A 24679-nucleotide genomic window follows, 5' to 3' on the forward strand; every position below is an offset into this window, starting at 1 on the left:
CTGCACCGCCGACTGAATTCGGCGGCACCCGCAAGTGATCGTCAAGCGTTTTCCAACCGCGGTGTCCTAAGTTCCGGACATGCCTGGTATCGGTTGGTTCGAACTCGTCTTCATGTTCCTCATCCCTCTGGCAGTGCTCTGGGTCGTCATCTACACCGCCGTACGCGCGGCGATCCGCCACAGCAGGTGATCAGACCGCGCGGGCGATGCAGATGCGCGCCTTGAGCCGCGGGCCTGCCTCGTAGAACATGTACTCCACACCGTTCTGGGTACCGAACGACGGCGCCGCCACCCTGCCGTTGTCCGAGGCGATCGGGGAGTGGAAGACGCCGAGGTGCGTCTCCCTGTCGAACGCGTCGCCCACCTCGGTGATCCGCATCCGGCCGTCGTTGCCGTGATAGGCCACGTACGTGGTCCCGTTGCGCTTGACGAGGGTGGCGCCGGAAATGTCGGTCACGCCGTCGGGTTCGGGGTTCACCAGCGGGGTCGCGCTGAACTGCCAGCCGTCCCAGCCGTTGGGCGACCAGCCGTAGAAGATGCGGCGGCCGTTGCGGACCCCCATGAAGATCATCACGTACTTGTTGTTCCGGCCGGGCAGCCGGTGCTCGAAGACCCGCGCGTAGGAGGTCTCCGAGGTGCCGGGCACCAGGCGGGTGCTCAGGATCGGGGTCTCGTCGGTGAAGCGGACGCCGTCGGCGGAGCGGGCCACGCGCGTGGTGAAGTTCTCGCCGTGGAAGTAGCAGAAGAACTGCCGGGTGGCGGCGTCCCAGGTCACGTGGGGTGAGGACACGTGCGAGACCGTGGTGGTCGGCAGGCGGTTGTCGATGATGGGGTTGGCCGAGTAGTCGTCGAAGGGGCCCTCCAGGGAGTCGGCGAAGGCCACGCAGATGCCGCCCGGGTTCTCGTGCGGGGCGTAGTAGAGGTAGTAGCGCGCCCTGGGGTTGGCGAGCTTGTCGTACATGCCTCTGATGCAGGGGAAGATGAACTCCCCCGTGGGGTTGTGGCTGAGCGGTTTGGCCAGCGCGTCGCGTACGTACCGGTAGGTCGGCATTCCGGCAGGACCCGCGGCCGCGCTCGCGGCCGGTCCGGGACCCAAACCCGCGGCCATGCCCGCCGCCGCGCCCAGTAACACGGTCCGACGTCGAATGTTCATGTTCGACTCCTTCACGCTGCGTCGTGGTGCGATCTCACACGCTCACCCCAGGTGGATCGCCACGTCAAGGTGCTAATGCGAATTACCTAGGGAAGATGCACTCTTGACAGGTCGGGGCAGTCGGCCGAAGATAAGGCCCACCAAACCGCTAATGCGCATTATCAGATCGTTGGAGGAAACGGACGGTGACTGGTCCGGGCCGGCGGCTCACGCAACAGGACATCGCCAGGATGGCCGGCGTGAGCCAGACGACGGTGTCCCTCGTGCTCAACAAGCGCGGCGACGCCGAGGTGCGGATCGCCCCGGAGACCCGCGAAAGGGTCCTGCGGGTGATCAGGGAGACCGGCTACGTGGCCGATCCCGCCGCGCGGCGGCTCGCCGACGGCCGCAACCGCATCCTCGGCGTGTTCACCTACGAGGCGGTCTTCCCCGCCGAGAGCGGCGACTTCTATCACCCCTTCCTGGTCGGCATCGAGGAGTGCGCCGAGGAGATCGGCTGCGACCTGCTGCTGTTCACCAGTGCGAGGGCGGCCTCCGGGGCGCGGCGGCAGATCTTCAACGAGGAGAGCCGCGTGCGGCTGGCCGACGGTTGCCTGCTGCTCGGCCGCACGGTCGACAGCGACGACCTGGCCCGGCTGTTGTCGGAGGGAATCCCGTTCGTCTCCGTCGGCCGCCGCGAGGACGCGGGCGGGCCGGTGCCGTACGTCGGAGCCGACTACCGGCCGGCGGTGAGCGCGCTGGTCGAACGGGCGGTGGCGCTCGGCCACCGGCGCCTGGCCTACGTCGGGGCGGGCACGGGCGGCGAGTCCAGGACCGACCGCCTGCGCGGGTTCCGCGAGGGCGTGGCGGCCTTCGGCGCCGACGGCCGGCACCTGCCGCCGGAGGCGTCCCTGGACGACCTGGTCATGGCCGGGGTGACGGCGGTCTTCGTCGAGGAGTACGCCGACTGCGTCGCCCTGGCCAGGGCGGCCGGCGAGTGCGGCATGGAGATCCCCCGTGACCTGTCCATCCTCACCCTGGGCGCGTTCACCCGGCCCGTCCAGGTCGACACCGATTTCACGGGGTTCCGCATCCCCAGGCGCGAGATGGGCCGCAGAGCCGTACAACTGCTGGCCGGAGTGCTGGAGAGCGGCGGGACCCCGCAGGAACTGCTCCCCTGCGAGCTGATCGCCGGCGGCACGCTCGCTCCGGCACCCGGAATGTGAAAGGAGATCCCCCACGTGTTGGAAATCTCGGCTGACGCCGCCGTCGTCGGCGGCGGGCTGGGTGGCGTCGCCGCCGCGCTGGCCCTGCTGCGGGCCGGCCGCACGGTCGTGCTCACGGAGGAGTTCGACTGGCTCGGCGGCCAGCTCACCAGCCAGGCCGTGCCGCCCGACGAGCCCTCCTGGGTGGAGCGGTTCGGCGTCACGGCGAGTTACCGGGCCCTGCGCGAGGGCATCCGGCGCTACTACCGCGACCACTACCCGCTCACCGAGCGGGCGCGGGCGCAGCGGGAGTTCAACCCGGGAGCCGGTCACGTGAGCCGCCTGTGCCACGAGCCCAGGGTCGCGGTGGCGGTGATCGAGGCGATGCTCGCCCCCTACCGGGGTTCGGGCCGGTTGACGGTGCTGCAGCCGTACCGGCCGGTGGGCGCGGAGGTGGACGGCGACCGCGTCACCTCGGTACGGGTGGCGCACCGCGACGACGACGCCGAGCAGATCGTGCTGCGGGCGCCGTACGTGCTGGACGCCACCGAGACCGGCGAGCTGCTGCCCCTGACCGGCACCGAGTACGTCACCGGCTTCGAGTCGCAGTCCGAGACCGGCGAGCCGAGCGCGCCCGCCGAGGCGCAGCCGATGAACATGCAGGCCGTCTCCGTCTGCTTCGCGATCGACCACGTGGACGGGGACCACACGATCGACCGGCCCGCCTCCTACGACTTCTGGCGCGCCTACGAGCCGCCCTTCTGGGGCGACAGGCTGCTGTCGTGGCGGTGCCCGAACCCGCGCACCTTGGCGATCATGGAACGTTCCTTCACGCCCAACCCCGACGACGACCCCCAGCTCGTCGAGGCCGACCAGCGCGTCAACCCGGGCGACGCCAACCTGTGGACCTTCCGCAGGATCGCCGCGCGGCGCAACTTCACGCCGGGCGCGTACGCCAGCGACATCACCCTCGTCAACTGGCCGATGATCGACTACCTGGAGGGCCCGGTCATCGACGTGCCGGACGCCGACCGGCACCTGGCGGCGGCCCGCGAGTTGTCGCGCTCGGTCCTGTACTGGTTGCAGACCGAGGCGCCGCGCGCCGACGGCGGCACCGGCTACCCGGGGCTGCGGCTGCGCGGCGACGTCACCGGCAGCGCCGACGGCCTGGCGCAGGCGCCCTACATCCGCGAGTCCCGCCGCATCCGGGCCCTGTACACCGTCCCCGAGCAGGACCTGTCCCTCGCGGTGCGCGGCGACAAGGGGGCAGTCTCCTACGCCGACTCGGTCGGCATCGGCATGTACCGCATCGACCTGCATCCCTCGACCGGCGGCGACAACTACATCGACGTGGGCTGCTCGCCGTTCGAGATCCCGCTGGGCGCCCTCGTACCGCAGCGCATGAGCAACCTGCTGCCCGCGGGCAAGAACATCGGCACCACGCACATCACCAACGGCGCCTACCGGCTGCACCCGGTGGAGTGGAACGCGGGCGAGGCCGCGGGCGCGCTGGCCGCGTTCTGCCTGGACCGGGCCACCACCCCGCACGCCGTCAGAGAGCGGGAGAGCCTCCTGGCGGACTTCCAGCAGCGCCTGACCCGCGATGGCGTCGAGCTGCGCTGGCCCGACGTTTCCGGCTACTGAGCCGGCTACAGACCCATGACCGTTCGGGGGAAGCCACCCAAGGAGATCACCCCATGAAGCCGACCGGGAAGCTGACCGCCCTCACGGTGGCCGCGTCGCTCGCCGTCACCGCGTGCGGCGGTGGCCAGGCCCCCGCCCAGCAGGGCCCCGCGCAACTGCGCATGACGATCTGGACCTCCAACGAGGCCCATCTGAAACTGTTCAACGAGATCGCCGCCGAATACAAGAAGAGCCATCCGGACGTCGGCGCCATCACCTTCGACCCGATCCCCTTCGAGAACTACACCACCACCCTCACCACGCAGATCGCCGGCGGCAACGCCCCCGACCTGGCCTGGGTGCTGGAGAGCTCGGCTCCCGACTTCGTCTCCTCCGGCGCGCTGACGCCGCTGAAGCCGACCCTGGCCAAGACCTCCGGCTACGAGCTCACCGACCTGGCGCCCGCCGCGACGAAACTGTGGGAGAAGGACGGCGAGTTGTTCGCCTACCCGTTCTCCACCTCGCCCTTCGGCGTCTTCGTCAACGACGACGTGGTCAAGGAGGCCGGGCAGAAGACACCGCGCGAGCTCATCAAGGCGGGCGAGTGGACCTGGGAGAAGGCCGCGGCCATCGGCGCCGCCGCCGCGAAGAAGGGCAAGGCGGGCCTGATCGTCCGGGACTTCGACTACAAGAACTGGGACAACCTCGCCTCCGTCTGGCGCGGCTGGGGCGCGAAGGCGTGGAGCGAGGACGGTAAGACGTGCGGCTTCAACAGCCCCGAGATGCTGCAGGCCATGACCTTCCTGCACAAGTCGGTCTTCGTGGACAAGGCGCTGCCCGGCCCCGGCACGACCGTCGACTTCTTCGCCGGTGACGCGGCGATGACCATCACCCAGATCTCCCGCGCCTCCCTGCTGGAGGAGGCGAAGTTCGGCTGGGACCTGGTGCCGCTGCCCGCCGGGCCCAAGGGCGAGTACGCGGTGATCGGCCAGGCCGGGCTGGGCGTGCTGAAGAAGTCCCCCAACGCCGCCAAGGCCACGGACTTCCTGGCCTTCTTCACCAACCCGGCCAACTCCGCCAAGCTCGCCGCGTACTTCCCGCCGCCCCGTACCTCGCAGCTCACCACCGAGACGCTGGCCAAGTCCAACCCGCTGCTCAAGCCGGAGCAGCTTGAGGAAGTGGTGATCGACGGCATCGCCAAGGCCACCGTCAAGCCCAGCCACATCGGGCAGGCCGAGCTGTCGCAGACCATCCGGGCGGCACTCGACCCGCTGTGGAAGGCCGACGCGAACGTCAAGGCGGTGCTGGACGGGGTCTGCGCGAAGATCCAGCCGATGATCGGCGCGTCGTGACCCTCACCCGGACCAGGGAGACGGCGGCGCATCGGGCCGTCGTCTCCCCCTACTGGACGATCCGCCGCCGCGACAACCTCGTCGGCTACCTGTTCGTGGCACCCCAGCTCGTCGGCAGCGCGCTGTTCGTGCTGCTGCCGCTGGGCCTGGTGCTCTGGTACAGCCTGCACGAGTGGAACGTGCTGGCCGGGACCTTCGAGTTCACCGGCGGCGACAACTACGCCAAACTGCTGAGCGACCCGAACCTGGGCGAGGTGCTGAGCGGCACCGCCGTGTTCTCGGTCGGCCTGGTCGTGCTCAACCTGAGCCTGGCGCTGCTGCTGGCCGTCCTGCTCAACCAGCGCCTGCGCGGCACCACGTTCTTCAGGACGTTGTTCTTCTCCCCCGTCGTGGTCTCGCTGGTGGCCTGGACGATCGTGTGGCGCTTCCTGCTCCAGGCGGACGGCGGCGTCAACGGCCTGCTCGGCACCGCCGGCCTGGACGGCCCCAACTGGCTGCGCGGCGAGGCCACCGCGATGGTGTCGGTGATCGTGGTGCAGGTGATCAAGAACGTCGGCCTCAACATGGTGTTGTTCCTGGCCGCGCTCCAGGGCGTGCCGCACCAGCTCTACGAAGCCGCCCAGCTCGACGGCGCGGGCGCCTGGCGCCGGTTCACCCGCATCACCGTGCCCCTGATCAGCCCGACCATCCTGCTCACGTCCATCATCACCGTCGTCGGCTCGCTCCAGGTGTTCGCCCAGATCGCCGTGCTCACCCAGGGCGGTCCCGGCATCTCCACGACCGTGCTCGTCTACTACCTCTACCAGCAGGCCTTCCAGTTCCATCACTTCGGCTACGGCGCGACCCTGTCGATCCTGCTGTTCGCGATCGTGGCGGCGCTCACCCTCCTGCAGTGGCGCATGCGTAGGAAGTGGGTCTTCCATGAGTCATAAACTCAAGCTCACCCTGTACGGCCTGCTCTGCGTGTTGTGCGTGCCCTTCGTCTTCCCGACCTGGTGGATGGTCACCTCGTCGTTCAAACCGATCGGTGACATCTTCGCCTTCCCGCCCGCGCTGCTGCCCGCCTCCTGGGACGCCTCGGCCTACCGGCAGGTCTTCGAGCTGCAACCGTTCGCCACCCAGTACTTCAACAGCCTCTACATCGCCCTGCTGGTCACCGCCGGGACCATGGCGGTCGCGGCGATGGCCGGATACGCCTTCGCCCGCATCCGCTTCCCCGGGCAGAACGTGCTCTTCGTCATCGTGCTGGTCGGGCTGCTGATCCCCAGCGAGGTGACGATCGTGCCGCTGTTCCAGATGTTCCACGGGCTCGGCCTCACCGACACGCACTGGCCGCTCATCGTGGTGCCGATCCTCGGCGCGCCCAGTGTGATGGCGACCTTCATCATGCGCCAGTTCTTCATCAGCCTGCCGGGGGAGCTGGAGGAGGCCGCCCGGGTCGATGGCCTCGGCCGCTTCGGCACCTTCTCCAGGGTGGCGCTCCCGCTGGCCCGGCCGGCTCTCGGCGCGGTCGCCATCTTCACCTTCCTGCACTCGTGGAACCTCTACCTGGAGCCGATCGTGTTCCTCTCCTCGCCGGAGAAGTTCACGTTGCCGCAGGCGCTGACCCAGTTCGTGGACGCCTACGGCGGGCCCATGTGGAACATCCAGCTCGCCGCGGCCTCGATGACGGCGCTGCCGATCCTCATCGTGTTCGTGGTGGCCCAGCGGCAGTTCATCGAGGGGCTGGCGCACACGGGCCTGAAAGGGTGAGCGATCGAGTGGCCTGAACGGCGCCCGGATCCCGGGACCGTTCAGGCGGGCCGGGCCCAGTCGCGGTTCTCGCGCACGACGGTGAAACCGGCCGATCGGTAGAGGGCGACCGCGGCCTCGTTCGCGGCCGGTGTCACGACGGCCACCGCGCTCGCACCCCGCCGGACGAGAGCCGCGCACGCGCCCAGCACGGCGTCGCGCCCGTAGCCGCGCCCGCGATGGTCCGGATGGGTGCCGACCGGTTCGAGCAGCCCGCACCGGCCCACGCCCGCGAACCATCCGGCCGCGTTGGCCGCGGGCTCACCCTCGGGCGTGCGTACGAGCACCCCCACGGCCATCCCGCCCGCCGGCGACCGCTTCATCGTGTGCCAGCGCTCGACGGAGAACGTGGATCCCTCGAACGCGGAGCGCTGCACCGTCGCCCAGTCGGCCGCGCCGGCCTCATCGACCGGCTCGGCGCGGCTCGGCGCCGGGCGCGGGGTCCACGACAGGACCAGCCACGGCTTGTCCGGCTCGATCTCCCAGCCGGGCACGGGCAGGCCGTCGGACCAGTCGTTGCCGGGGACGAGCAACTCCTCGGCGTCGGCCGCGATCGCCCCGAGGTCGGCGCCGGGCGCGGCGGTCACGCGCAGCACCGGGCCGTCGAGGAAGCCGGCCGCCACCGGCGTCCCGTCGTGCGTCCAGAGGTGAACGGCCGCGTCCTCGAACCGCAGATACCACCCCACGTCTCCCGGATGGAGGCCGCCGCCCGGGGAATCGGCCGGCGTCCACGCGCACAACGCGCGCAGCGCCGGGCCGGTTTCCGCAGGTGTCAGGCGGTGCCGGGCCAGTGAGATCATGGCCGGCAGGCTATCCGGCGCGCCACGCCGCCACAAAGGATTTAACCGGCCGTCGAACCACCTGACGCTTTCGCCGGCGAAGGCGTAGTACGGGGCGATGGCGTCGGTGAGGGACTGCCGCGCGTTCGGTCCCAGCGCGTACATCACCGAGGCGACCAGCCGCGGCTCCCCTTGCCTGCCCGCGTCCGCCCACGCCTTCCGCAGGCCGGGCGCGAACTCCTGGACGCCCACCACCGTCGCGTCGCCGGCGATCCAGCCGGCGCCGCGGGTGACGACGCGCCGGATCGCGGCCTCGGAGTGGCCGCCGAACAGCAGCGGCGGCCCGCCGGGGGTGGCCGGGCGTGGTTGGTGCGCAGCGGCGCCAGCAGCACGCTGGTGAGCAGCCGGATGCGGGAAGTGGCCCCGGCCGCGGCGGCCAGTGTGATCAGCGGCTCCAGTGTCGTCCAGACCAGCCGGTCGCTGACGCTGAGGGTGCTGAAGCCCCGGCGTTCCGCCCGGCGCGCCCACTCGACCAGCGCCCTGCCGTCCGTCCAGGGCGCGTGCCCGGGCATGCCGATGCCGATGTCCACGTGATGTCTTCTTCTTCCTTGTGGTGGTCAGTGCGTCGATACGGCGATCAGGCGCCGCAGTTCTTCGGGGGGCTGGATGGCCGAGACGGGCGGGGCGCCGTCCAGCACCAGCATGGGCACGCCGCTCACGCCGCGTTCCCGCGCGCCGTGCTCGTCGGCCCGTACCCGGTCGGCGTAGGCGTCGCCGTCCAGCACCGCGCGTACGTCGGCGGCGTCCAGACCGGCCTCGGCGCCGAGGCGTTCGAGCACCCCCGGGTCGCTGACGTTGAGCCCTTCGCACAGGTAGCCGCGCAGCAGGCGCTCCATCACTTCATCGGCCCGGCCGCGGTCGGCGCCCAGGTGGCGCAGCCGGTGGGCGTCGAAGGTGCTGACCGGGCGGCCCGACGCAGGTCGATGTCCAGCCCTTCCGCCCGCGCCAGCGAGTGGATGAGCTCGACCCGGGCGGCGGCGCGCTCGCCGTCGTGGCGGCGGGTGGCACGCTCCAATTCTATTCTTGAGGAAGTTAATTAGTGCTAGCATGGCCGCCATGCACCCTCGGCTCTCCACCCGCGCGGAGGCGACCGTCTTCACCATGGTCCTCATCCAGGGGCCCGTCTCCCGGGTGGAGATCGCCAGGCGCAGCGGCCTGTCCTCGGCCGCCGTCACCAAGGCGGCCCGCCCGTTCATCGAGGCAGGCTATCTGGAGGAGCTAGAAAGCACCGAGCGCCGGCTCTCGGGCGCGGGACGCCCGGCCAGCCCGCTGGCGATCAGGCCGGACCGGGAGTTCTTCACCGGCGTGAAGATCACCGATGACGAGCTCATCGGCGTGGTCACCGACCTGCGGGCCCAGCCGCTCACCTCGATGCGCCGGCGCCTGGCCACGACCACCGCCGAAGGCATCGTCGAGGAGCTGAAGGCCCTGGTCGGCGAGCTGCTCGCGGCCGATCCCCGCTACCGCGCCCGCTGCCACTCGCTGGGCCTGGCCGTGTCGGGCGACGTGGACCGCGTGACGGGGGTGGTGCGTTACTCCCCTTTCCTGGGCTGGCGGCAGGTGCCGCTCGGGCGGCTGGCCGCCGGGGCGACGGGGCTCAACGTCACGGTCGAGAACGACGTCAAGTCGCTCACCGTGGCCGAGCAGTGGTTCGGTGAAGGGGTCGGGGCGTCGTCGTTCGCGCTGGTCACGCTCGGCACGGGGATCGGCTGCGGGCTGGTGGTGAACGACCGGGTGGTGGCCGGCTCGCACGGCGTGGCCGGGGAGATCGGGCACATCCCGGTCGGCGGCGAGGAGCCGGAGTGCCACTGCGGCGGGCGCGGATGCGCCGAGGCCATCGCCGGCACGGCGCCCATCCTCGCGGCGGTACGCGCCGCCACCGGCGACGCCTCGTTGTCCATCGACGCCGCGATAGAGGCCGCCCACGCGGGCAACACGTCAGCGCGGGAGGTGTTCGCGCGGGCCGGGCACGCGATCGGGCTGGCCATGGCGGCGATGGCCAACCTGTTCGGGCCCGAGCGCATCATCGTGACCGGTGACGTGCAGGGGCTGGCGGCGTACGACCTGTTCGAGGAGCAGATCAACCGCTCCTTCGCCAGCCAGGCGTTCGGGGCGGCGACCGACTGCCGGCTGCTGCTGCGACCGCGCACGTTCGAGCAATGGGCGCGCGGCGCCGCCGCGGTCGCCATCCAGCACCTGTTCACCCTCCAGGGGCGCTGAATGACCACGGCCCCCGCCATCTGGCAGCCCCACGACGAGGTTCCCGAGCGCGAATTGCGGTTCGAGGCGGCGGGGCTCGCGTTCACCGCCACTTCGCCGGCCGCGCTGACCTGGACGGCCCGCGAGCCGGCGCCGGGCGTGCTGGAGTTGCGGGTGACCCCCGACCGGCCCGCGGTCGTGCGGGTCGCGTGGCAGGTGCCGTGCGTGGGCGCGACCGTGCTCTGGGCCGCCGACGGCGGTGAGCCGACCGGGCTGCCGCCGTTCTGGCGCCGCCCGCGCACGGCCACGCTGGCGAAGAACGCTCCCGCCGGATGCCTGGTGGGGGTGGGTGACGTGGCGTTGTGCACGTACGCGGTGGGCGAGGTGGCCCGGCCCGTACGCACCCGCACCGGCGTGGTCGAGGAGACCGGCGCGTTCGGGTTCTGGGTGGAGCACGACAGCGATCGGGACACCGGCCTGCTGCTGCGGCTCGACCTCGGCCGGGACCACTTCGCGGCGTCGCTGGCCGGGGCGGCGGCCTGGTGGGCCGACCTGCACGGCACGGGCCGGCCGGTCCCGCGCCGGGCCCGCATGCCGGCCTACTCGACCTGGTACGCGATGCAGCAGCACGTGGACGCCGCGAGCGTGGAACGGCAGGCCGCCCCGGCGGCCGCGCTGGGCTGCGAAACGATCATCGTGGACGACGGCTGGCACTGCGACGACCGCAGCCGCGGCTACGGCTACGTCGGCGAGTGGGAGCCCTCCCCCACCTCATTCCCGGACATGAGCGAACATGTCGCCCGGGTGCGCGCCGAAGGGCTCGGCTACCTGCTGTGGTACGCGCTGCCCTTCGTCGGGCGGCACACCGCGTTGTGGGAGCGGTTGCGGTCGTACACGCTGGGTTACAAGGAGCACATGAACGCGGCCGTCGTCGATCCCCGCTACCCCTTCGTCCGCGAGCTGATCGCCGGCCACCTGGCCAGGGCGGTCACCGAATGGGGCATGGACGGGCTCAAGATCGACTTCATCGACCAGTTCGCCGTCGAGGACCCGCCGGAGCCGGGGCCCGAGGCCGACTGCGCCACGGTCGGCGAGGGCGTGCGGCGGTTGCTGGCCGGGCTGCCGCCGGAGTGCATGGTGGAGTTGCGGCAGCCGTACGTGAGCCCGGGGTTGTGGCCGTACGCGACGATGATCCGCGCCAGTGACTGCCCGCTCAGCCCGGCGCAGAACCGCCGGCGCACCGTGGACCTGCGGCTGATCGCCGGGCCGATGGCGGTGCACGCCGACATGCTCATGTGGCATCCCGACGAGACGCCGCAGGGCGTCGCGACGCAGCTCATCAACGTGTTGTTCGCGGTGCCGCAGATCTCGGTGGACCTGACCGCGCTGACGCCGGAGCAGGAGGAGGCGCTGCGGTTCTGGCTGGGGTTCTTCCGGGAGCACGCGGACGTCCTGCAGCTCGGCACCTTCACCCCGGAACGTCCCGACCTGGGCTACCCGCAGGTGACGGCGGGCGGCCAGGGGACGGTGATCACCGCCAGGTACGCGCCGATTCCGGTGCGGGTGCCCTCATCCGGCACGTTCTGGCTGGCCAACGCCGACGCCTCGACGGACGTCCTGCTCAGGTCCGGCGCCCCTGGCCCGGCCCGCGCGAAGGTGTACGACTGCCGGGGCCGCCTGCTCGGCGACGACCGGCTCGACCTGTCCCCCGGCCTGGTGGAGGCCACCATCCCCGAGGGTGGCCTCCTGCGCATCGACCGCTGACCCTACTCGATCACGATCTTGTCGAGTTCGGGGCCGCGGGCGGTCAGGCCGTGGAAGCGGATCCTGTTCACCCCGGCCACCAGGTCCACGGGGACGGTGGCGGTGGTGACCGTGTCCTTGGTCCCGGTCATGGCCACCTTGATCGAGTCGCCGCCGTTGACGCTGACGGAGAACTCCTGCCGGCCGTCCACCAGCGCGTGCACGGTCAACTGCCGGGTGCCGGTGGTCTCCGACAACACGCCCCTGATCACGGTGTAGTCGTAGATGTTGCCGCCGATGAGGATCACCTTGCGCCCGCCGGAGCAGACGGCGCAGTACGCGGGCTCGGCCGCGCCCTCCCAGACGTTCCCGGCCCGCTCCGCCTCGTACGCGCCGGGACCGCGATCCGGCGGCGGCAGCACGACCGGCGGCGTGACGGGCCCGAACTGCTCCGCCTTCAGGTTCCTGATGAGCAGGTACGTCTCCTGCAGCCCGGCGCTCTTGATGCTGCGGTAGATGCCCCACTTGGGCCGGTTGTACTGCTCCCCGGTCCACCACAGGTCGATGCCGTCGGCCCTGGCGTCCACGACGGTGCGCCGCCCGTCCCGCAACACCCACCGCATGGAACCCTCATCGCCCGAGGTGAGCTCGATGGTCGTGGTGAGCCACCGGTTCTGCAGGGGTTCGAGGTCGGCGGTGGCGAAGTCGTGGGACTTGTTGTCCGCCAGCGTCCAGTAGCGGGCCGCGATCTTCGGCACGCCGCCCACGATCGGCAGCGAGAGCTGCGCGATCGGCGTGCCGATGTCGGAGTTCTTGAGCTGCCAGAGGTGGGTGAAGTTCGTGGTCGCGTCCAGGGTGTCCGGGATGTACATCTGGTAGGTGATCCGCCACGTCTCACCCTTGCGCATCTCCAGCGGCCGGCCGTCGGCGGCGCGCATGCCGCGTACCTCGTTGCGCATGCGGTCGGAGCCGTCGCGGTCGGCCAGGTGGGCGTCGAAGCGCCAGGCGCCGCCCTCGGCGCGGACGTGCGGCAGGCCCTCGGGGTGCGAGCCGCGCCGGTCGTCCTCCAGCGCCTCGAAAGCGCCGACGCCGTCGCGCCACGGGCTCGGGCTCCAGCGCGTCTCCCAGCGCGGCCCCGCTTGCGAGGCCGCCGCCGGCGGGACGCCCACGGCCAGGAGCAGGGCGGTGAGTGTTGCGAGGAGCCCTCTCACGAGGTGAGCTGCTCTGCTCTGAGGTTCCGGATCAGCAGATACGTGTTCTGCAGGCCGGAGCTGTTGATGCTGCGGTAGATGCCCCACTTGGGCCGCAGGTACTCGTCGTCGCCGCGCCACAGGTCGGTCCCGTCCAGACGCTTGTTCACGAGCGTGGTGGAGCCGCTCTTGAGCGTCCAGCGCAGGTAACCGTTGTCGGCCGCCTTGAACTCGAACGTCGTGTCCACCCACGTGCCCTGGATGGGCGCGAGGTCGGTGCTGCCGACCTCGCGGGTCTGCGCGGCCTCGTCCCAGTGCCGTACGTTGATCTTCTGGGTGCCGCCGGAGACCGGCAGCGACATCGTGTACAGGGGCGCGCCCGAGCCGGGTGTCTTCATCTGCGCGATGTGCGAGAAGCTGGTCGTGGAGTCGAGGGTGGACGGGATGTACATCTGGTAGCTGATCCGCCAGGTCTGGTTCTGCAGGATCTTCAGGTAGGAGCTGGAGCCGGTCCGCATGCCCTTGGTCTCGTTGCGCTGCCGGTCGTCGCCGTCGCGGTCCTGGGTGTGCATGTCGAACCGGTAGGCGTCGCCGGAGACCTTGATGTGCGTGACGCCGGGGTGGGAGTCGGCGCGGTCGTCCTCGATGCCCTCGAACGCCTCGGCCACGGTGTCGTCCGCGGGGTCCGGGCTCCAGCGCAGGGTCCACGCGGCGGCCTGCGCGGACGCGGGGACGGGCAGGAGAAGCAGCGGCAGGGCGGCTAAGACACCGGTGAGCTTCTTCATCGGGATCTCCTCAGGTGGAGGGTGAACCCGCCGTCGGGGGGTACGGCGAGGTCGAGCTTGTCCCCGGCGCTGACGGTGGCCGTCTCGAAGGCGATCCGGTCGCCGGGGGCGTCGCGGTAGACGCCGGCCGTCCACTCCCCCTCGCCGAGGAAGCCGAGCGGCACGGTGAGCGTGCGGGCCTCGCCCGACACGCCGGCGCCGACGTACCATTCGGCGCCGTTCCTCCTGGCCAGCAGGATGTGGTCGGCGGGGTCGCCGGACAGCAGCCGGGTCTCGTCCCAGGCGGCCGGCACGGTGGAGAGCAGCCGCAGCACCTCGGGCCTGGACTCGTACTCCTCGATGGAGTCGGCGAAGTGCTGCACGCCCGACTCGAACAACACCGACAGGGCCAGCTCGAAACCGGCGGTGATCGTGCGCACGCCGGTGAACGTGCACGGCGTGAAGTCCATCGGCCCCTGCACGTTGCGGGTGAAGGCGAGCGTCAGGTAGTGGGTGGCCGGGTAGAGCGGCTGCTTGCCCGGCTTGGGCTTGATCCATTCGGCGCCCTTGACGGCCTCGGCGCTCATGAACTGCGGCCAGGTGCGCTCGGTGCCGCGCGGGATCGTGCCGCCGTGGAAGACGACCATGAGCCGGAGCCGGGCGGTGGCGGCGAGGATGGCGTCGAACCAGCGCATGCGGTCCTGGCCGTCCGACTCGGTGAAGTCGATCTTGACGCCGACCGCGCCCCATTCCTTCCAGAGCGCCAGCTTCTCGCGGTGCTCCAGCTCGGTGTCCAGGTGTTGCCAGTGCGACCAGAGGAAGACGCCGACGCCCCTTTCGCGGGCGTAGGCGATCATCTCTGGCATCCAGTCCTTGTGCCAGCCGGCGTCGGCCAGCACGTACGGCCAGCCGTGCGCGGCGGCGAAGTCCACCCAGCGCTTCTGGGCGGCCAGGTCCCGCGTGGAGGGCCCGTCGGACCACCACGACCAGGCGGCGGCGCCGGGCCGGATCCACGAGGTGTCCTCGACCCGCGACGGGGCCGCGAGGCTGGTGACCAGGTCGCTCTCAACGATGGCGGCCAGGTCGCCGGCCACGACCGTGCGCCACGGGGTGACGAGCGGGGTGGCCGCGGTCACGTACGGGTCGGGCAGGTCGAGCCGGAAGGCCCGGCCGTCGAAGCGCAGGCGGGATCCGGCGTAGCCGGCGTCCAGGTTCGACTCGGTGATCAGCAGCCAGGTCTCGCCGACCTGGAAGAGCGACGGGTAGCCGTACAGGGCAGGCTCGGCGCCGGCGACCGTGGTGTGCCGGTGGATCTCCTCGTAGTCGCAGCGCCCGTTCTCGTACGGCAGCAGCACGGCACGGGCCCCGGCCGGCACGACGTACTCGGACAGTTCCTCCACGACGGTGACGGGGCCGGTCCACGGGATGACGTACCGATGGGCCAGGCCGCCGCCGCCGAGCCGGATCTGCAGGTCGAGCCGGTGATCGCCCCTGGTGAAGGACAGGGTCCACTCGGCCGCCGTGTACCGGTGCTCGCGGCGCTTGCCGGTCACCGTGCGATAGGTCTCCTCGATCCGCCGGTCCGACATCCCGGCCGATCTCAGCCCTGCGCTCAGGTCCGCGTGGGCGGTGCGCACGCCCAGCCGGGACGGCTCCAGCACCACGCGCCCGGCGTGGCGCAGCTCCAGCGATAGCTCGCCCGACGGTGAGAGGTCGATGACGGCTTTCAGGTCCCCATCGGTGAGCGTCCACTTCGGCAAGAGCCCTCCAAGGATCACATTGATAGGAGGAGTCGTTTACGTCGCTTCACCCGGCGCCCGCACCGGCCAGAAGCCTCCCACTTCTCCTCACAGTGCGCCAAACACTAGGTTGAGAGCCATTTGAATTCAATTCTTGACGAAGTTAAGTAGTACGTCTACGGTACGGCCATGCCTCAGGGGATCGCGGAACGACCGCGTCGGCCCGGCCAATCATCCGATCTCTACCTTTCATGAGCATCGCTTCTCCCGGTGAAAGGCCCGCCCATGGACATCAACCGCCGCCACCTGCTGGCCCTGGCGCTGGCCGCCGCCGCCACGCCCGCCCTGTCCGCCTGCGGAGACGACCGGCAACGCAAGCAGGCCGCCGCCCCTGTGCGGTCGGGGGCCCAGGTCATCGACCCGGACCGGCCGGGCAGCGCCGCCTGGCCGTACGAGCAGGCCGAGCAGCTCAACAACTCGCTGACCTGGCCGAAGACGGACGTGCCCGACCCCGCGTCCAAGGTCGTGATCACCGTGGCGATGACCACGGACACCGTGACCGAGGTGCGCAACGCCCAGTTCGACTTCTTCTTCAAGAAGCGGCACCCGAACATCGAGGTGCGGCGCGAGTCCTCACCGTTCGACCAGTTCCTGACCAAGTACATGGCGCAGGCCGCCGGCGGCACGCTGCCCGACGTGCTCTACAACCACTACTCCTGGACCCAGAACCTCATCGGCAACCAGGTGCTCCACCCGCTCGACGACTACATCGGTAGGACGCCCGGGTTCGACCTGGACGACATCCCGCAGCGCGGGCTCGGCTACTTCAAGCGTGACGGCAGGCTGTACGGGCTGCCCACCGACATGGCCCCCAAGCTGCTCTTCTACAACAAGGACCTGTTCGACAAGGCCGGGCTCGACCACCCCGACGAGAGCTGGACGTTCGACCGGCTCTTCGAGACCGCCAGGAAGCTGACCAGCGGCTCCGGCGTGCAGAAGGTGTACGGCTTCTCCCCCATGGCGCAGCCGGGACCCGACCTGGGCACGGTGTTCCTGATGCCGTTCGGCGGCCGGTTCCTGGACGCCGCCGAGTCGAAGGTGATGATCAACGAGCCGGCCGCGCGCAAGGCCATGGGCCTGTGGCTGGACCTGCTGACCAAGGACAAGGCGGTGCCGAGCCTGGCCGAGTTGCAACTGCTGGAGAAGGTGGACCCGTTCAAGACCGGCCACGCCGCCATGATGATCAACGGCGCGTGGCTGATGCTGGAGTTGTCCAAGCAGAAGGCGTTCGCCTGGGGCGCCACGCACGTGCCCAAGGGGCCGGCGGGCCGCTTCAGCCCGGCGGTCGGCAGCGCGCTGGTCATGCCCGCCTCCGCCGCCAACAAGGACGCGGCCTGGATCTACATGCACGAGTTCCTGTCGTCGTCCGGCTACAAGTTCCGCCAGATCACCTCGCCCGCCCGCCAGTCCGCCTGGGACTACACCGCCGAGGCCAACGGCATCCCGGCCGAGACCGCCAAACTGGTCAAGGAGATCCTGGCCGGGTACGCCTCCGACGAGGGCGTGCTGCGGCTGCCGGCGAACAAGAAGGTCGTCGACACCGCCAAGCCCATCTGGGAGCGGGCCATGCTCGGCAAGACGAGCGTGGACGACGCGCTCGCCGAGATCGCCGCCAAGGTCACCCCGGTCCTGGCCGGGAACAGGGTCGCATGACCGCCGTCAGCCCGCTGGCGCGCCGCGAGGCCCGGCGTTTCCACCTGTTCGTCTCGCCTTGGCTGATCGGGTTCGTGCTGTTCAGCGCGGGCCCGATCGTGGCCGCCGTGGTGCTGAGCTTCATGAGCTGGAACCTGCTGCGCGCGCCGGAGTGGATCGGGTTCGACAACTACCGCCGCATGTTCGCCGACCCCGAGTTCTGGGAGTCGATCGGCAACACCGTCGAGTACGGCGCCGGCTCGGTCGCGCTGGGCGTGACGTTCACGTTCCTGCTGGCGCTGCTGCTCAACCAGCCGCTGCGCTTCCAGGGCCTGTTCCGCACCGTGATGTACCTGCCGTCGGTGGTGTCCGGCCTGGCCACGGCGCTGCTCTGGCTGAACATCCTGCACCCCGACTACGGCCTGATCAACAAGCTGCTCGCCTCGATCGGCCTCCAGGGCCCCGGCTGGCTGGCCTCCCAGGAATGGGCCATCCCCGGGCTCGTGCTCATGAGCGTCTGGGGCGCGGGCAACACGATCGTCATCCACCTGGCCGGCCTCCAGGGCATCCCGAAGACGTTGTACGAGGCCGCCGAGATCGACGGCGCCGGCTGGTGGCGCCGGTTCTGGAGCGTCACGGTGCCGATGATGTCGCCGGTCATCTTCTTCAACGTGGTGACGGGCTTCATCGCGGCCCTGCAGAGCTACGTGCTCATCCTGGTCATGACGGACGGCGGCCCCGGCAACGCCACCATGGTCCTGGGGCTCTACATCTACCGGCACGCCTTCGTCTACTTCGACATGGGGTACGCGGCCACGCTGTCATGGGCCATGTTCGTGCTGGTCATCGCCGTCACGGCGATTCAGTTCAGCCTGGCGCGCCGCTGGGTGCACTACGAGTTCAAATGAGGGAGCCGATGCTCGTCGAGACCGCCGGGAAACCGGCACCCGTCAGGCCGCGGCAGACGCTCAGCTCCGAGCAGGCCGAGCGGGTCCGGCGGATCCGGCGCTCAGGGGCGTACGTGCTGCTGGGGATCAGCTCGGCGGTGTTCCTGCTGCCGTTCCTGTGGATGGTGACCACCTCGCTGAAGTCGGACCAGGAGAACCTGGCCTTCCCGCCGGACTGGCTGCCCGGCTCCTTCCACTTCGACAACTACGTCAAGGGCTGGACCGGTTCGCTGCCGTTCACCAGGTTCCTGCTGAACACGATCGTGATCACGGCGTTGTCGATGGCGGGGAACCTGCTCTCGTGCGTGTTGCCCGCCTACGCCTTCGCGCGCATGCGGGCGCGGGCGGCCGGGGTCATGTTCGCGGCGCTGCTGGCGACCATGATGATCCCGCGCGAGATCACGCTCGTGCCGAAGTTCGTGTTGTTCTCCGAGCTCGGCTGGGTGGACACGTACCTGCCGCTCGTCGTGCCGGAGTTCTTCGGGGTGGCCCTGTTCATCTTCCTGCTGCGGCAGTTCTTCACCACGATTCCGCAGGAACTCATCGACGCCGCCCGCATCGACGGCGCCTCAGAGTTGCGCATCCTGTGGAGCGTCATGTTGCCGCTGGCCAAACCGGCCATCGCGGCGATCTGCCTGTTCTCCTTCGTCGGCAACTGGAACCAGTATCTGGAGAACTCCATCTACCTGCGCTCGATGGAGAAGATCACGCTCGCGCAGGGGCTCGGCATGTTCAACGGCCAGTACGTCACCCAGTACAACCAGATGATGGCCGTCGCCCTCATGTCGATGGTGCCCATCCTCGTCGTGTTCTTCCTGGCGCAGAAGACCTTCATCAGAGGTGTCACGCTCACCGGCATCGCGGGCCGGTGAGCGTGACGTGTCAGCGCCGGGGTCAGTGCGGGTCACGGCTCACTTGGTGAGGGGCGCCAGCTTCGGGTCGTTGGCGTAGGCCTCGGCCGCGTTCTCCTTGGTGACGATCACCGGCGGCAGCAGGTACGCCGGGACGACCTTGACGCCGTTGTCGTAGGACTTGGTGTCGTTGATCTCGGGCGTGCCGCCGCTCTGCAGCGACTTGACCATGTTCACCGTCTCGGTGACCAGCTTGCGGGTGTCCTTGTTGATCGTCGAGTACTGCTCGCCGGCCACGATCGACTTGACCGACTCGACCTCGGAGTCCTGCCCGGTCACGACCGGGACCGGCTTGCCGGCGCCCTTCACCGAGGTGATGACCGCGCGGGCGAGGGTGTCGTTCGGGGACAGGACGCCGTCGAGCGTCTTGCTGCCGTTGTAGGTCGAGGTCAGCAGCGAGTCCATGCGCTGCTGCGCGTTCTCGGCCTTCCAGCCCTGGATCGCGGTCTGCTTGATGTCGGTCTGGCCCGAGCCGACGACGACGTCACCCTTGTCGATGGCCGGCTTGAGCACCTCCATGGCGCCATTGAAGAAGACGCCGGAGTTGTTGTCGTCGGGCGAGCCGGAGAACAGCTCGACCGTCCACGGCCCCTTCTCCTTCTTCGCCTTCATGCCGTCGAGCAGGGCCTGCCCCTGGAGCTGGCCGACCTTGAAGTTGTCGAAGGCGATGTAGTAGTCCACGTCCGGCGTGTTGGTGATGAGCCGGTCGTAGGCGATGACCGTCGCGCCGGCCTCCTTGGCCTGCTTGACCTGGGTGGCGAGCTGCGCGGCGTCGGTCGCGCCGATGACGATGACCTTCGCGCCCTTGGTGACCATGGCGGAGATCTGCGCCTGCTGGTCGGCGACGGTGGTGGACGCGCCGGCGTACTGCACGTCGGAGGTGAAGCCGGCCTCCTTGAGGCCGGTGGTGAACAGGTCGCCCGCCAGCACCCAGTTCTCCGAGGTCTTCGACGGCAGCGCGACGCCGATGAGGGCGTTGGCCGGGAAGCCCTTGGCGGCGGTGGTGCTGTCACCGGTGCCGGCGCTGGTGGCGCCCTCGCGCTCGGTGGCACATGCGGCGCTCAACGTGAGCAGCGCCATGGCGCCGGCCATCGCGATGCTCCTGGTAAGGAATGTGCGCATGGTGATATGAGCCCTTCTTACGGTGGTGTGGGGGGTGGTCGGAGCTCCCGGGTCCGGCGTCGTCATCGGCGGTCAGCCGGAGACGGACGCCTTGTCGGAATCGGAGCTCGGACTTGATCGGCCCGCCGGTGCGGCCGGAGCCTCCCGGCGGAAGGGGCGCGTCAGTGACCCGATGATCGAGAAGCGCCCCTGGCTCTTGTTGTAGACGTCGAACGCGACGGCCAGCAGCAGGACCAGTCCCTTGATGATCTGGACCATGTCGGAGCCGACGCCTTCGAGTTGCAGGCCGTTGTTGAGCAGGGCCATCACCAGGCCGCCGACGATCGACCCGCTGATGGTGCCCAGGCCGCCGGAGACCGCCGCGCCGCCGATGAAGACGGCCGCGATGGCGTCGAGCTCCCAGCTCAGGCCGTCCTGGGGCCCGGAGGCCGAGGACCGCGCCACGAAGATCATGCCGGCCAGCGCGGCCAGCACGGACATGTTCATCATGACCAGGAAGTTGACCCGCCTGAGCTTCACGCCGGACAACTCCGCCGCCCGCGCGTTGCCACCGACCGCGTAGATGTGCCGGCCGCCGATGGTGTTGCGGGTGTAGTACGAGTACGCGAGCACCAGGGCGATCAGGATGATGCCGGAGATCGGCAGGCTGGTGCCGACGCGGCCGCCGGCGAAGCGCAGGGTCGCGAAGATGATCACGCCCAGCATCACGGCCAGGCGCAGCACCGAGATCCACATCGGCGCGACGTCGGCGTGCATCTCCCGCCGCGTCTGCCGGGAGCGCCACTCGCGCCAGGCGACGGCCAGGCAGGCGGCCAGGCCGAGCAGCAGCGTCAGGTTGTTGTAGCCGGTGTCCGGCCCCACCTCGGGCAGGAAGCCGGCGCCGATCGTACGGAAGCCCTCGGAGACCGGGACGGTGTCGGCGTTGCCGATGTACTGGTTCCCGCCGCGGAACAACAACATGCCGGCCAGCGTCACGATGAACGCCGGCACCCCGACGTAGGCCACCCAGAAGCCCTGCCAGGCGCCGATCAGCACGCCGACGAGCAGGCCGAGCACGATGCCCAGCGGCCACGGGATCGAGTACTCCTGCATCATCTTGGCGACCACGATGCCGGTGAAGGCGGCCACCGAGCCGACCGACAGGTCGATGTGCCCGGCGACGATCACCATCAGCATGCCGATGGCCAGGATCAGGATGTAGGAGTACTGGCTGACCACCGCGATGAGGTTGCCGGAGGTCAGGGTCAGGCCGTCGGTCCAGATCTGGAAGAGCACCACGATCGCCACGAGCGTGAAGATCATGCCGAACTGGCGGGCGTTGGAGGTCGTGCCTCCGAAGAGGTTCTTCTGCAGGTCTTTGATTCGGCTCATGGGGTCGGCATCTTCTTCGTAGAGGTCATCTGCTTCATGAGGAGTTCGGGACTGGCGTCCTGGCGGGCCACGTCGCCGGTGATGGTGCCTTCGAACACCGTGTAGACGCGGTCGCACAGGCCGATGAGCTCGGGCAGCTCCGAGGAGATGACGATGACCCCCTTGCCCTGGTCGGCGAGCCGCTGGATGATCCCGTAGATCTCGTACTTGGCGCCCACGTCGATGCCGCGGGTCGGCTCGTCCAGGATCAGCAGGTCCGGGTCGGTGAACATCCACTTCGCCAGCACGACCTTCTGCTGGTTGCCGCCGGACAGCTTCGTGACGCCCTCGTCCACGCTGGGCGTCTTGATCCGCAGGCTCTGCCGGTACTCCTCGGCGACCTGGTGCTCGCGTACCTGGTCGACGACGCCGCGCTTGGTGATCTTCGTCAGCTTGGCGGCCACCATCGAGGTCTTGATGTCGTCGAGCAGGTTGAGGCCGATCGTCTTCCTGTCCTCGCTCACGTAGGCCAGGCCGTGCCGGATGGCGTCGGCCACCGACCTGAGGCTGATCTCCCGGCCGTCCTTGAAGACCTGTCCCGACAGGTACACGCCGTAGGAGCGCCCGAACAGGCTCATCGCGAGCTCGGTACGCCCCGCGCCCATGAGCCCGGCGAAGCCGACGATCTCCCCGCGCCGCACGTTGAAGCTGGAGCCCTTGCACACCAGCCGCTCGGCCGAGTTGGGATGGCGCACCGTCCAGTCGCGCACCTCGAAGAACACCTCGCCGATGTCGGGCGTGTGCTCGGGGAAACGGCTGTTCAGCTCGCGGCCGACCATGCCGCGCACGATGCGGTCCTCGTTGACGCCGTCGGCCCGGACGTCGAGGGTCTCGATGGTACGGCCGTCGCGCAGGATCGTGATGGAGTCGGCGACCGCCTCGATCTCGTTCAGCTTGTGGGAGATGATGATCGAGGTGATGCCGCGCTCGCGGAAGCCGCGCAGCAGGTCGAGCAGGTGCCGGGAGTCGGCCTCGTTGAGGGCCGCGGTCGGCTCGTCGAGGATGAGCAGCTTGACGTCCTTCGCGAACGCCTTGGCGATTTCGACGAGTTGCTGCTTGCCGACGCCGATGTCCTTGATCAGGGTGTCCGGGTCCTCCTGGAGCCCGACCTGTGCCATCAGCTCGACCGCCCTGCGCTGGGCCGCCTTCCAGTCGATGCCGCCGCGCCTGCGCGGCTCGTTGCCGAGGAAGATGTTCTCGGTGATCGACATGCCGGGCACCAGGGCCAGCTCCTGGTGGATGATCACGATGCCGGCCCGCTCGCTGGCCCGGATATCGGGGAAACGGACCTCTTCGCCCTGGTAGACGATGTCGCCGGTGTAGGTGCCGTGCGGATGTACGCCGCTGAGCACCTTCATGAGCGTGGACTTGCCCGCGCCGTTCTCACCGCAGATCGCGTGGATCTCGCCCGCCCGGACCAGGAGGTTGACATCGGCGAGCGCCGTCACCCCGGGGAAGGTCTTGGTGATCGATCGCATCTCGAGCAGGGTCGAGGACTGGGTCATGACCGGGGCCGCGCCCTTCTGGCACCGCGCCGGCCACGCGGATCCGGTCCTCGGGGGATGCGGGAGGTCCTGGACATCAACTTGCCTCCGATGGCCTGGTCGACCCACTCGCAGGCACAGCATCGTGCGCCGGGACTGCGGGGGGTTGTTTGTGTCCGGCGTGTTACAGCTATGGAGAGGGACTCTAAATCCATTTGTTTTACTAAGTCAACGCCCTGGTGCAGAATGTGCGAGGCGACGAGCAGAGAGGACCCTCGCGTGCGGCAAGCAGGTACGAATCTCCCCAAAGTGGGGCGGTATAACCGTGCGGTCGTGCTGGACCAGATCCAACTCTGCGACGGCATCAGCCGGGTGGAGATCGCGCAGCGTACCGGCCTGACCCCGCAGAGCGTCTCGGGCATCGTGCGCCGCCTCCTCGACGAGGGCATCGTGCGGGAGGACCACGCCAACCGGGTCTCCAGCGGCGGCAAGCCCCGTACCGCGCTGCGGATCAACGCCGGCGCGGGCAGCGCGGTCGGGCTGCACTTCGACCCGGTCGAGCTCACCTGCACCGTGGTCGACCTGCTCGGCCGCCCGCTCGTCGTCAGGCGGCGCCCCACCCCGCCCGGCACCGACCCCTCGCACGTCGTCACGGCCATGACCGAACTGGTCGCCGAGGTGCTCGCGGAGGCGGACGTCCCGCGCGCCCAGGTGCTCGGTCTCGGCCTGGCCACCCCCGGCCCGATCGACCAGCATCTGGGCATGGTCGTGGCTCCTCCCCAGCTCGCGCACTGGACCCGGGTGCCGTTGAAGCAGATGCTGGGCGACCGCACCGGGCTGCCGGTGACGCTCGACAACGACGCCACCGCGGCCGCGGTCGGCGAACGCTGGTCCGGGGCGGGCAGGGGGGTGGCGAACTTCGCCTACTTCTTCTTCGGTACGGGCATCGGCGGCGGGCTCGTACTCAACCACCAGGTCTACCGGGGCGGTTCGCTGAACGCCGGCGAGTTCGGCCACGCCAGCGTGCTGCCCGACGGCCCCGAGTGTTACTGCGGAAACCGGGGCTGCCTGGAACTGCTCGCCAACCCCTCCGCGATCGTCACCGCCGCCCACCACCGCCTCGCCGGCCACAGCGGCGGCGACGGGGGCAACAGTGTGCTGCGGGAGCCGTTCGAGCGTGATCCGCGTCTGGTGGATCACGCCGCGATCCGGGTCGCGGCGGGCGCCGGCGACCCTCTCGCGGCGGCCGTCATCGACGAGGCGGCCGAACGCGTCGCCTCGATGGCGGTCAGCGTCGCCAACCTCGTCGATGTGGACCTCATCGTGCTCGGCGGTCACGGCATCGAGCACGTCGAGAAGCGCTACGCCGACGCCGTCGCCGCCGCGCTGGCCACCAGGCCGCTGTCGCGCCACATCCGGGTCGTGGACGTCGCGCCCTCCCCGCTCGGCGCGGACGCCGCCGTCGTGGGCAGCGCCGCGCTCGTCCTGCACGCCACGTACTCGCCACAACTGTCAGCGCTACTCGCCGACTGATCA

22 protein-coding genes are annotated in these 24679 nt (G+C 69.8%); 11 read left to right on the plus strand and 11 right to left on the minus strand.

The genetic code is table 11. From position 1 onward, the window contains the following. Nucleotides 1-190: 190 nt before the first annotated feature. A complete protein-coding gene (locus tag AB0I81_RS01835) occupies nucleotides 191-1153 on the minus strand; it encodes a hypothetical protein (protein WP_360648217.1) in 963 nt (320 codons plus the stop codon). A 185-nt stretch (nucleotides 1154-1338) separates the two neighbouring features. On the opposite strand from AB0I81_RS01835, the gene AB0I81_RS01840 reads away from it, so the two are divergent. From AB0I81_RS01840 to AB0I81_RS01860, 5 genes are read left to right on the plus strand one after another with little or no spacing between them, the layout of a single operon-like run. Continuing rightward, the gene (locus AB0I81_RS01840; protein WP_360648219.1) at nucleotides 1339-2358 is read left to right on the plus strand and encodes a LacI family DNA-binding transcriptional regulator; all 1020 of its coding nucleotides are present in this window, start codon (nucleotides 1339-1341) and stop codon (nucleotides 2356-2358) included. Nucleotides 2359-2373: 15 nt separating this feature from the next. Beyond that, on the plus strand, nucleotides 2374-3981 hold the full coding sequence (locus AB0I81_RS01845; RefSeq protein ID WP_360648222.1) for an FAD-dependent oxidoreductase: 1608 nt from the start codon (nucleotides 2374-2376) through the stop codon (nucleotides 3979-3981). A 53-nt stretch (nucleotides 3982-4034) separates the two neighbouring features. Then, nucleotides 4035-5312: a sugar ABC transporter substrate-binding protein gene (locus AB0I81_RS01850; protein WP_360648225.1), complete on the plus strand. Its 1278-nt coding sequence runs from the start codon at nucleotides 4035-4037 to the stop codon at nucleotides 5310-5312. Then, nucleotides 5309-6244, plus strand: a complete 936-nt coding sequence (locus AB0I81_RS01855; protein WP_360648228.1) for a sugar ABC transporter permease — start codon at nucleotides 5309-5311, stop codon at nucleotides 6242-6244. The genes AB0I81_RS01850 and AB0I81_RS01855 overlap by 4 nt, the downstream gene beginning before the upstream one ends. Then, on the plus strand, nucleotides 6234-7064 hold the full coding sequence (locus tag AB0I81_RS01860; protein WP_360648231.1) for a carbohydrate ABC transporter permease: 831 nt from the start codon (nucleotides 6234-6236) through the stop codon (nucleotides 7062-7064). The genes AB0I81_RS01855 and AB0I81_RS01860 overlap by 11 nt, the downstream gene beginning before the upstream one ends. Before the next feature lie 41 nt (nucleotides 7065-7105). On the opposite strand, the gene AB0I81_RS01865 is transcribed toward AB0I81_RS01860, so the two are convergent. Genes AB0I81_RS01865 through AB0I81_RS01880 form a run of 4 tightly spaced genes read right to left on the minus strand, consistent with a single transcriptional unit; the run spans nucleotide 7106 to nucleotide 8957 of the window. Beyond that, nucleotides 7106-8134, minus strand: a complete 1029-nt coding sequence (locus tag AB0I81_RS01865; protein WP_360648234.1) for a GNAT family N-acetyltransferase — start codon at nucleotides 8132-8134, stop codon at nucleotides 7106-7108. Then, nucleotides 8047-8454, minus strand: coding sequence for an LLM class flavin-dependent oxidoreductase (locus AB0I81_RS01870; RefSeq protein ID WP_360650155.1), 408 nt, complete (start codon nucleotides 8452-8454; stop codon nucleotides 8047-8049). Before AB0I81_RS01870 ends, AB0I81_RS01865 begins: the two co-directional genes overlap by 88 nt. Before the next feature lie 45 nt (nucleotides 8455-8499). Beyond that, nucleotides 8500-8781: a DsbA family protein gene (locus AB0I81_RS01875; protein ID WP_360648237.1), complete on the minus strand. Its 282-nt coding sequence runs from the start codon at nucleotides 8779-8781 to the stop codon at nucleotides 8500-8502. Continuing rightward, nucleotides 8778-8957 carry a hypothetical protein gene (locus AB0I81_RS01880; RefSeq protein WP_360648240.1) on the minus strand — a complete coding sequence of 60 codons (180 nt, stop codon included), beginning with the start codon at nucleotides 8955-8957 and terminating at the stop codon, nucleotides 8778-8780. Before AB0I81_RS01880 ends, AB0I81_RS01875 begins: the two co-directional genes overlap by 4 nt. 41 nt (nucleotides 8958-8998) lie before the next feature. Here AB0I81_RS01880 and AB0I81_RS01885 point away from each other — a divergent pair, with 41 nt between their 5' ends. Continuing rightward, a complete protein-coding gene (locus AB0I81_RS01885; protein WP_360648243.1) occupies nucleotides 8999-10162 on the plus strand; it encodes an ROK family transcriptional regulator in 1164 nt (387 codons plus the stop codon). After that, on the plus strand, nucleotides 10163-11905 hold the full coding sequence (locus AB0I81_RS01890; protein ID WP_360648246.1) for a glycoside hydrolase family 36 protein: 1743 nt from the start codon (nucleotides 10163-10165) through the stop codon (nucleotides 11903-11905). A gap of 2 nt (nucleotides 11906-11907) precedes the next feature. Here the strand turns inward: AB0I81_RS01890 and AB0I81_RS01895 are convergent, their stop codons facing one another. From AB0I81_RS01895 to AB0I81_RS01905, 3 genes are read right to left on the minus strand one after another with little or no spacing between them, the layout of a single operon-like run. Further along, entirely contained in the window at nucleotides 11908-13095 is a 1188-nt protein-coding gene (locus AB0I81_RS01895) for a hypothetical protein (RefSeq protein WP_360648248.1), read from the minus strand. After that, nucleotides 13092-13859 carry a hypothetical protein gene (locus tag AB0I81_RS01900; protein ID WP_360648251.1) on the minus strand — a complete coding sequence of 256 codons (768 nt, stop codon included), beginning with the start codon at nucleotides 13857-13859 and terminating at the stop codon, nucleotides 13092-13094. The genes AB0I81_RS01895 and AB0I81_RS01900 overlap by 4 nt, the downstream gene beginning before the upstream one ends. Continuing rightward, entirely contained in the window at nucleotides 13856-15598 is a 1743-nt protein-coding gene (locus tag AB0I81_RS01905) for a glycoside hydrolase family 97 catalytic domain-containing protein (protein WP_360648255.1), read from the minus strand. The genes AB0I81_RS01900 and AB0I81_RS01905 overlap by 4 nt, the downstream gene beginning before the upstream one ends. A 264-nt stretch (nucleotides 15599-15862) precedes the next feature. Here AB0I81_RS01905 and AB0I81_RS01910 point away from each other — a divergent pair, with 264 nt between their 5' ends. Genes AB0I81_RS01910 through AB0I81_RS01920 form a run of 3 tightly spaced genes read left to right on the plus strand, consistent with a single transcriptional unit; the run spans nucleotide 15863 to nucleotide 19088 of the window. After that, complete coding sequence (locus AB0I81_RS01910; RefSeq protein ID WP_360648258.1) at nucleotides 15863-17290, plus strand: sugar ABC transporter substrate-binding protein; 1428 nt, start codon at nucleotides 15863-15865, stop codon at nucleotides 17288-17290. Next, nucleotides 17287-18177: a sugar ABC transporter permease gene (locus AB0I81_RS01915; RefSeq protein WP_360648261.1), complete on the plus strand. Its 891-nt coding sequence runs from the start codon at nucleotides 17287-17289 to the stop codon at nucleotides 18175-18177. The genes AB0I81_RS01910 and AB0I81_RS01915 overlap by 4 nt, the downstream gene beginning before the upstream one ends. Nucleotides 18178-18185: 8 nt before the next feature. Continuing rightward, entirely contained in the window at nucleotides 18186-19088 is a 903-nt protein-coding gene (locus AB0I81_RS01920) for a carbohydrate ABC transporter permease (RefSeq protein ID WP_360648264.1), read from the plus strand. Between the two features lie 39 nt (nucleotides 19089-19127). Here the strand turns inward: AB0I81_RS01920 and AB0I81_RS01925 are convergent, their stop codons facing one another. The 3 genes from AB0I81_RS01925 to mmsA all read right to left on the minus strand — a co-directional run bounded on the left by AB0I81_RS01925 (nucleotide 19128) and on the right by mmsA (nucleotide 23137). Continuing rightward, a complete protein-coding gene (locus AB0I81_RS01925) occupies nucleotides 19128-20249 on the minus strand; it encodes a sugar-binding protein (protein ID WP_360648267.1) in 1122 nt (373 codons plus the stop codon). A gap of 72 nt (nucleotides 20250-20321) precedes the next feature. Then, nucleotides 20322-21620, minus strand: a complete 1299-nt coding sequence (gene mmsB, locus AB0I81_RS01930; protein ID WP_360648270.1) for a multiple monosaccharide ABC transporter permease — start codon at nucleotides 21618-21620, stop codon at nucleotides 20322-20324. After that, nucleotides 21617-23137 (minus strand): multiple monosaccharide ABC transporter ATP-binding protein, encoded by a 1521-nt coding sequence (mmsA, locus tag AB0I81_RS01935; RefSeq protein WP_360648272.1) that lies wholly within the window; start codon nucleotides 23135-23137, stop codon nucleotides 21617-21619. Before mmsA ends, mmsB begins: the two co-directional genes overlap by 4 nt. Before the next feature lie 339 nt (nucleotides 23138-23476). Between mmsA and AB0I81_RS01940 the strand changes: the two genes are divergently transcribed. Next, the gene (locus AB0I81_RS01940; protein ID WP_360648275.1) at nucleotides 23477-24676 is read left to right on the plus strand and encodes an ROK family transcriptional regulator; all 1200 of its coding nucleotides are present in this window, start codon (nucleotides 23477-23479) and stop codon (nucleotides 24674-24676) included. Nucleotides 24677-24679 lie beyond the last annotated feature (3 nt).

Source organism: Nonomuraea sp. NPDC050404 (assembly GCF_040655495.1).
Classification (GTDB): Bacteria; Actinomycetota; Actinomycetes; order Streptosporangiales; family Streptosporangiaceae; genus Nonomuraea.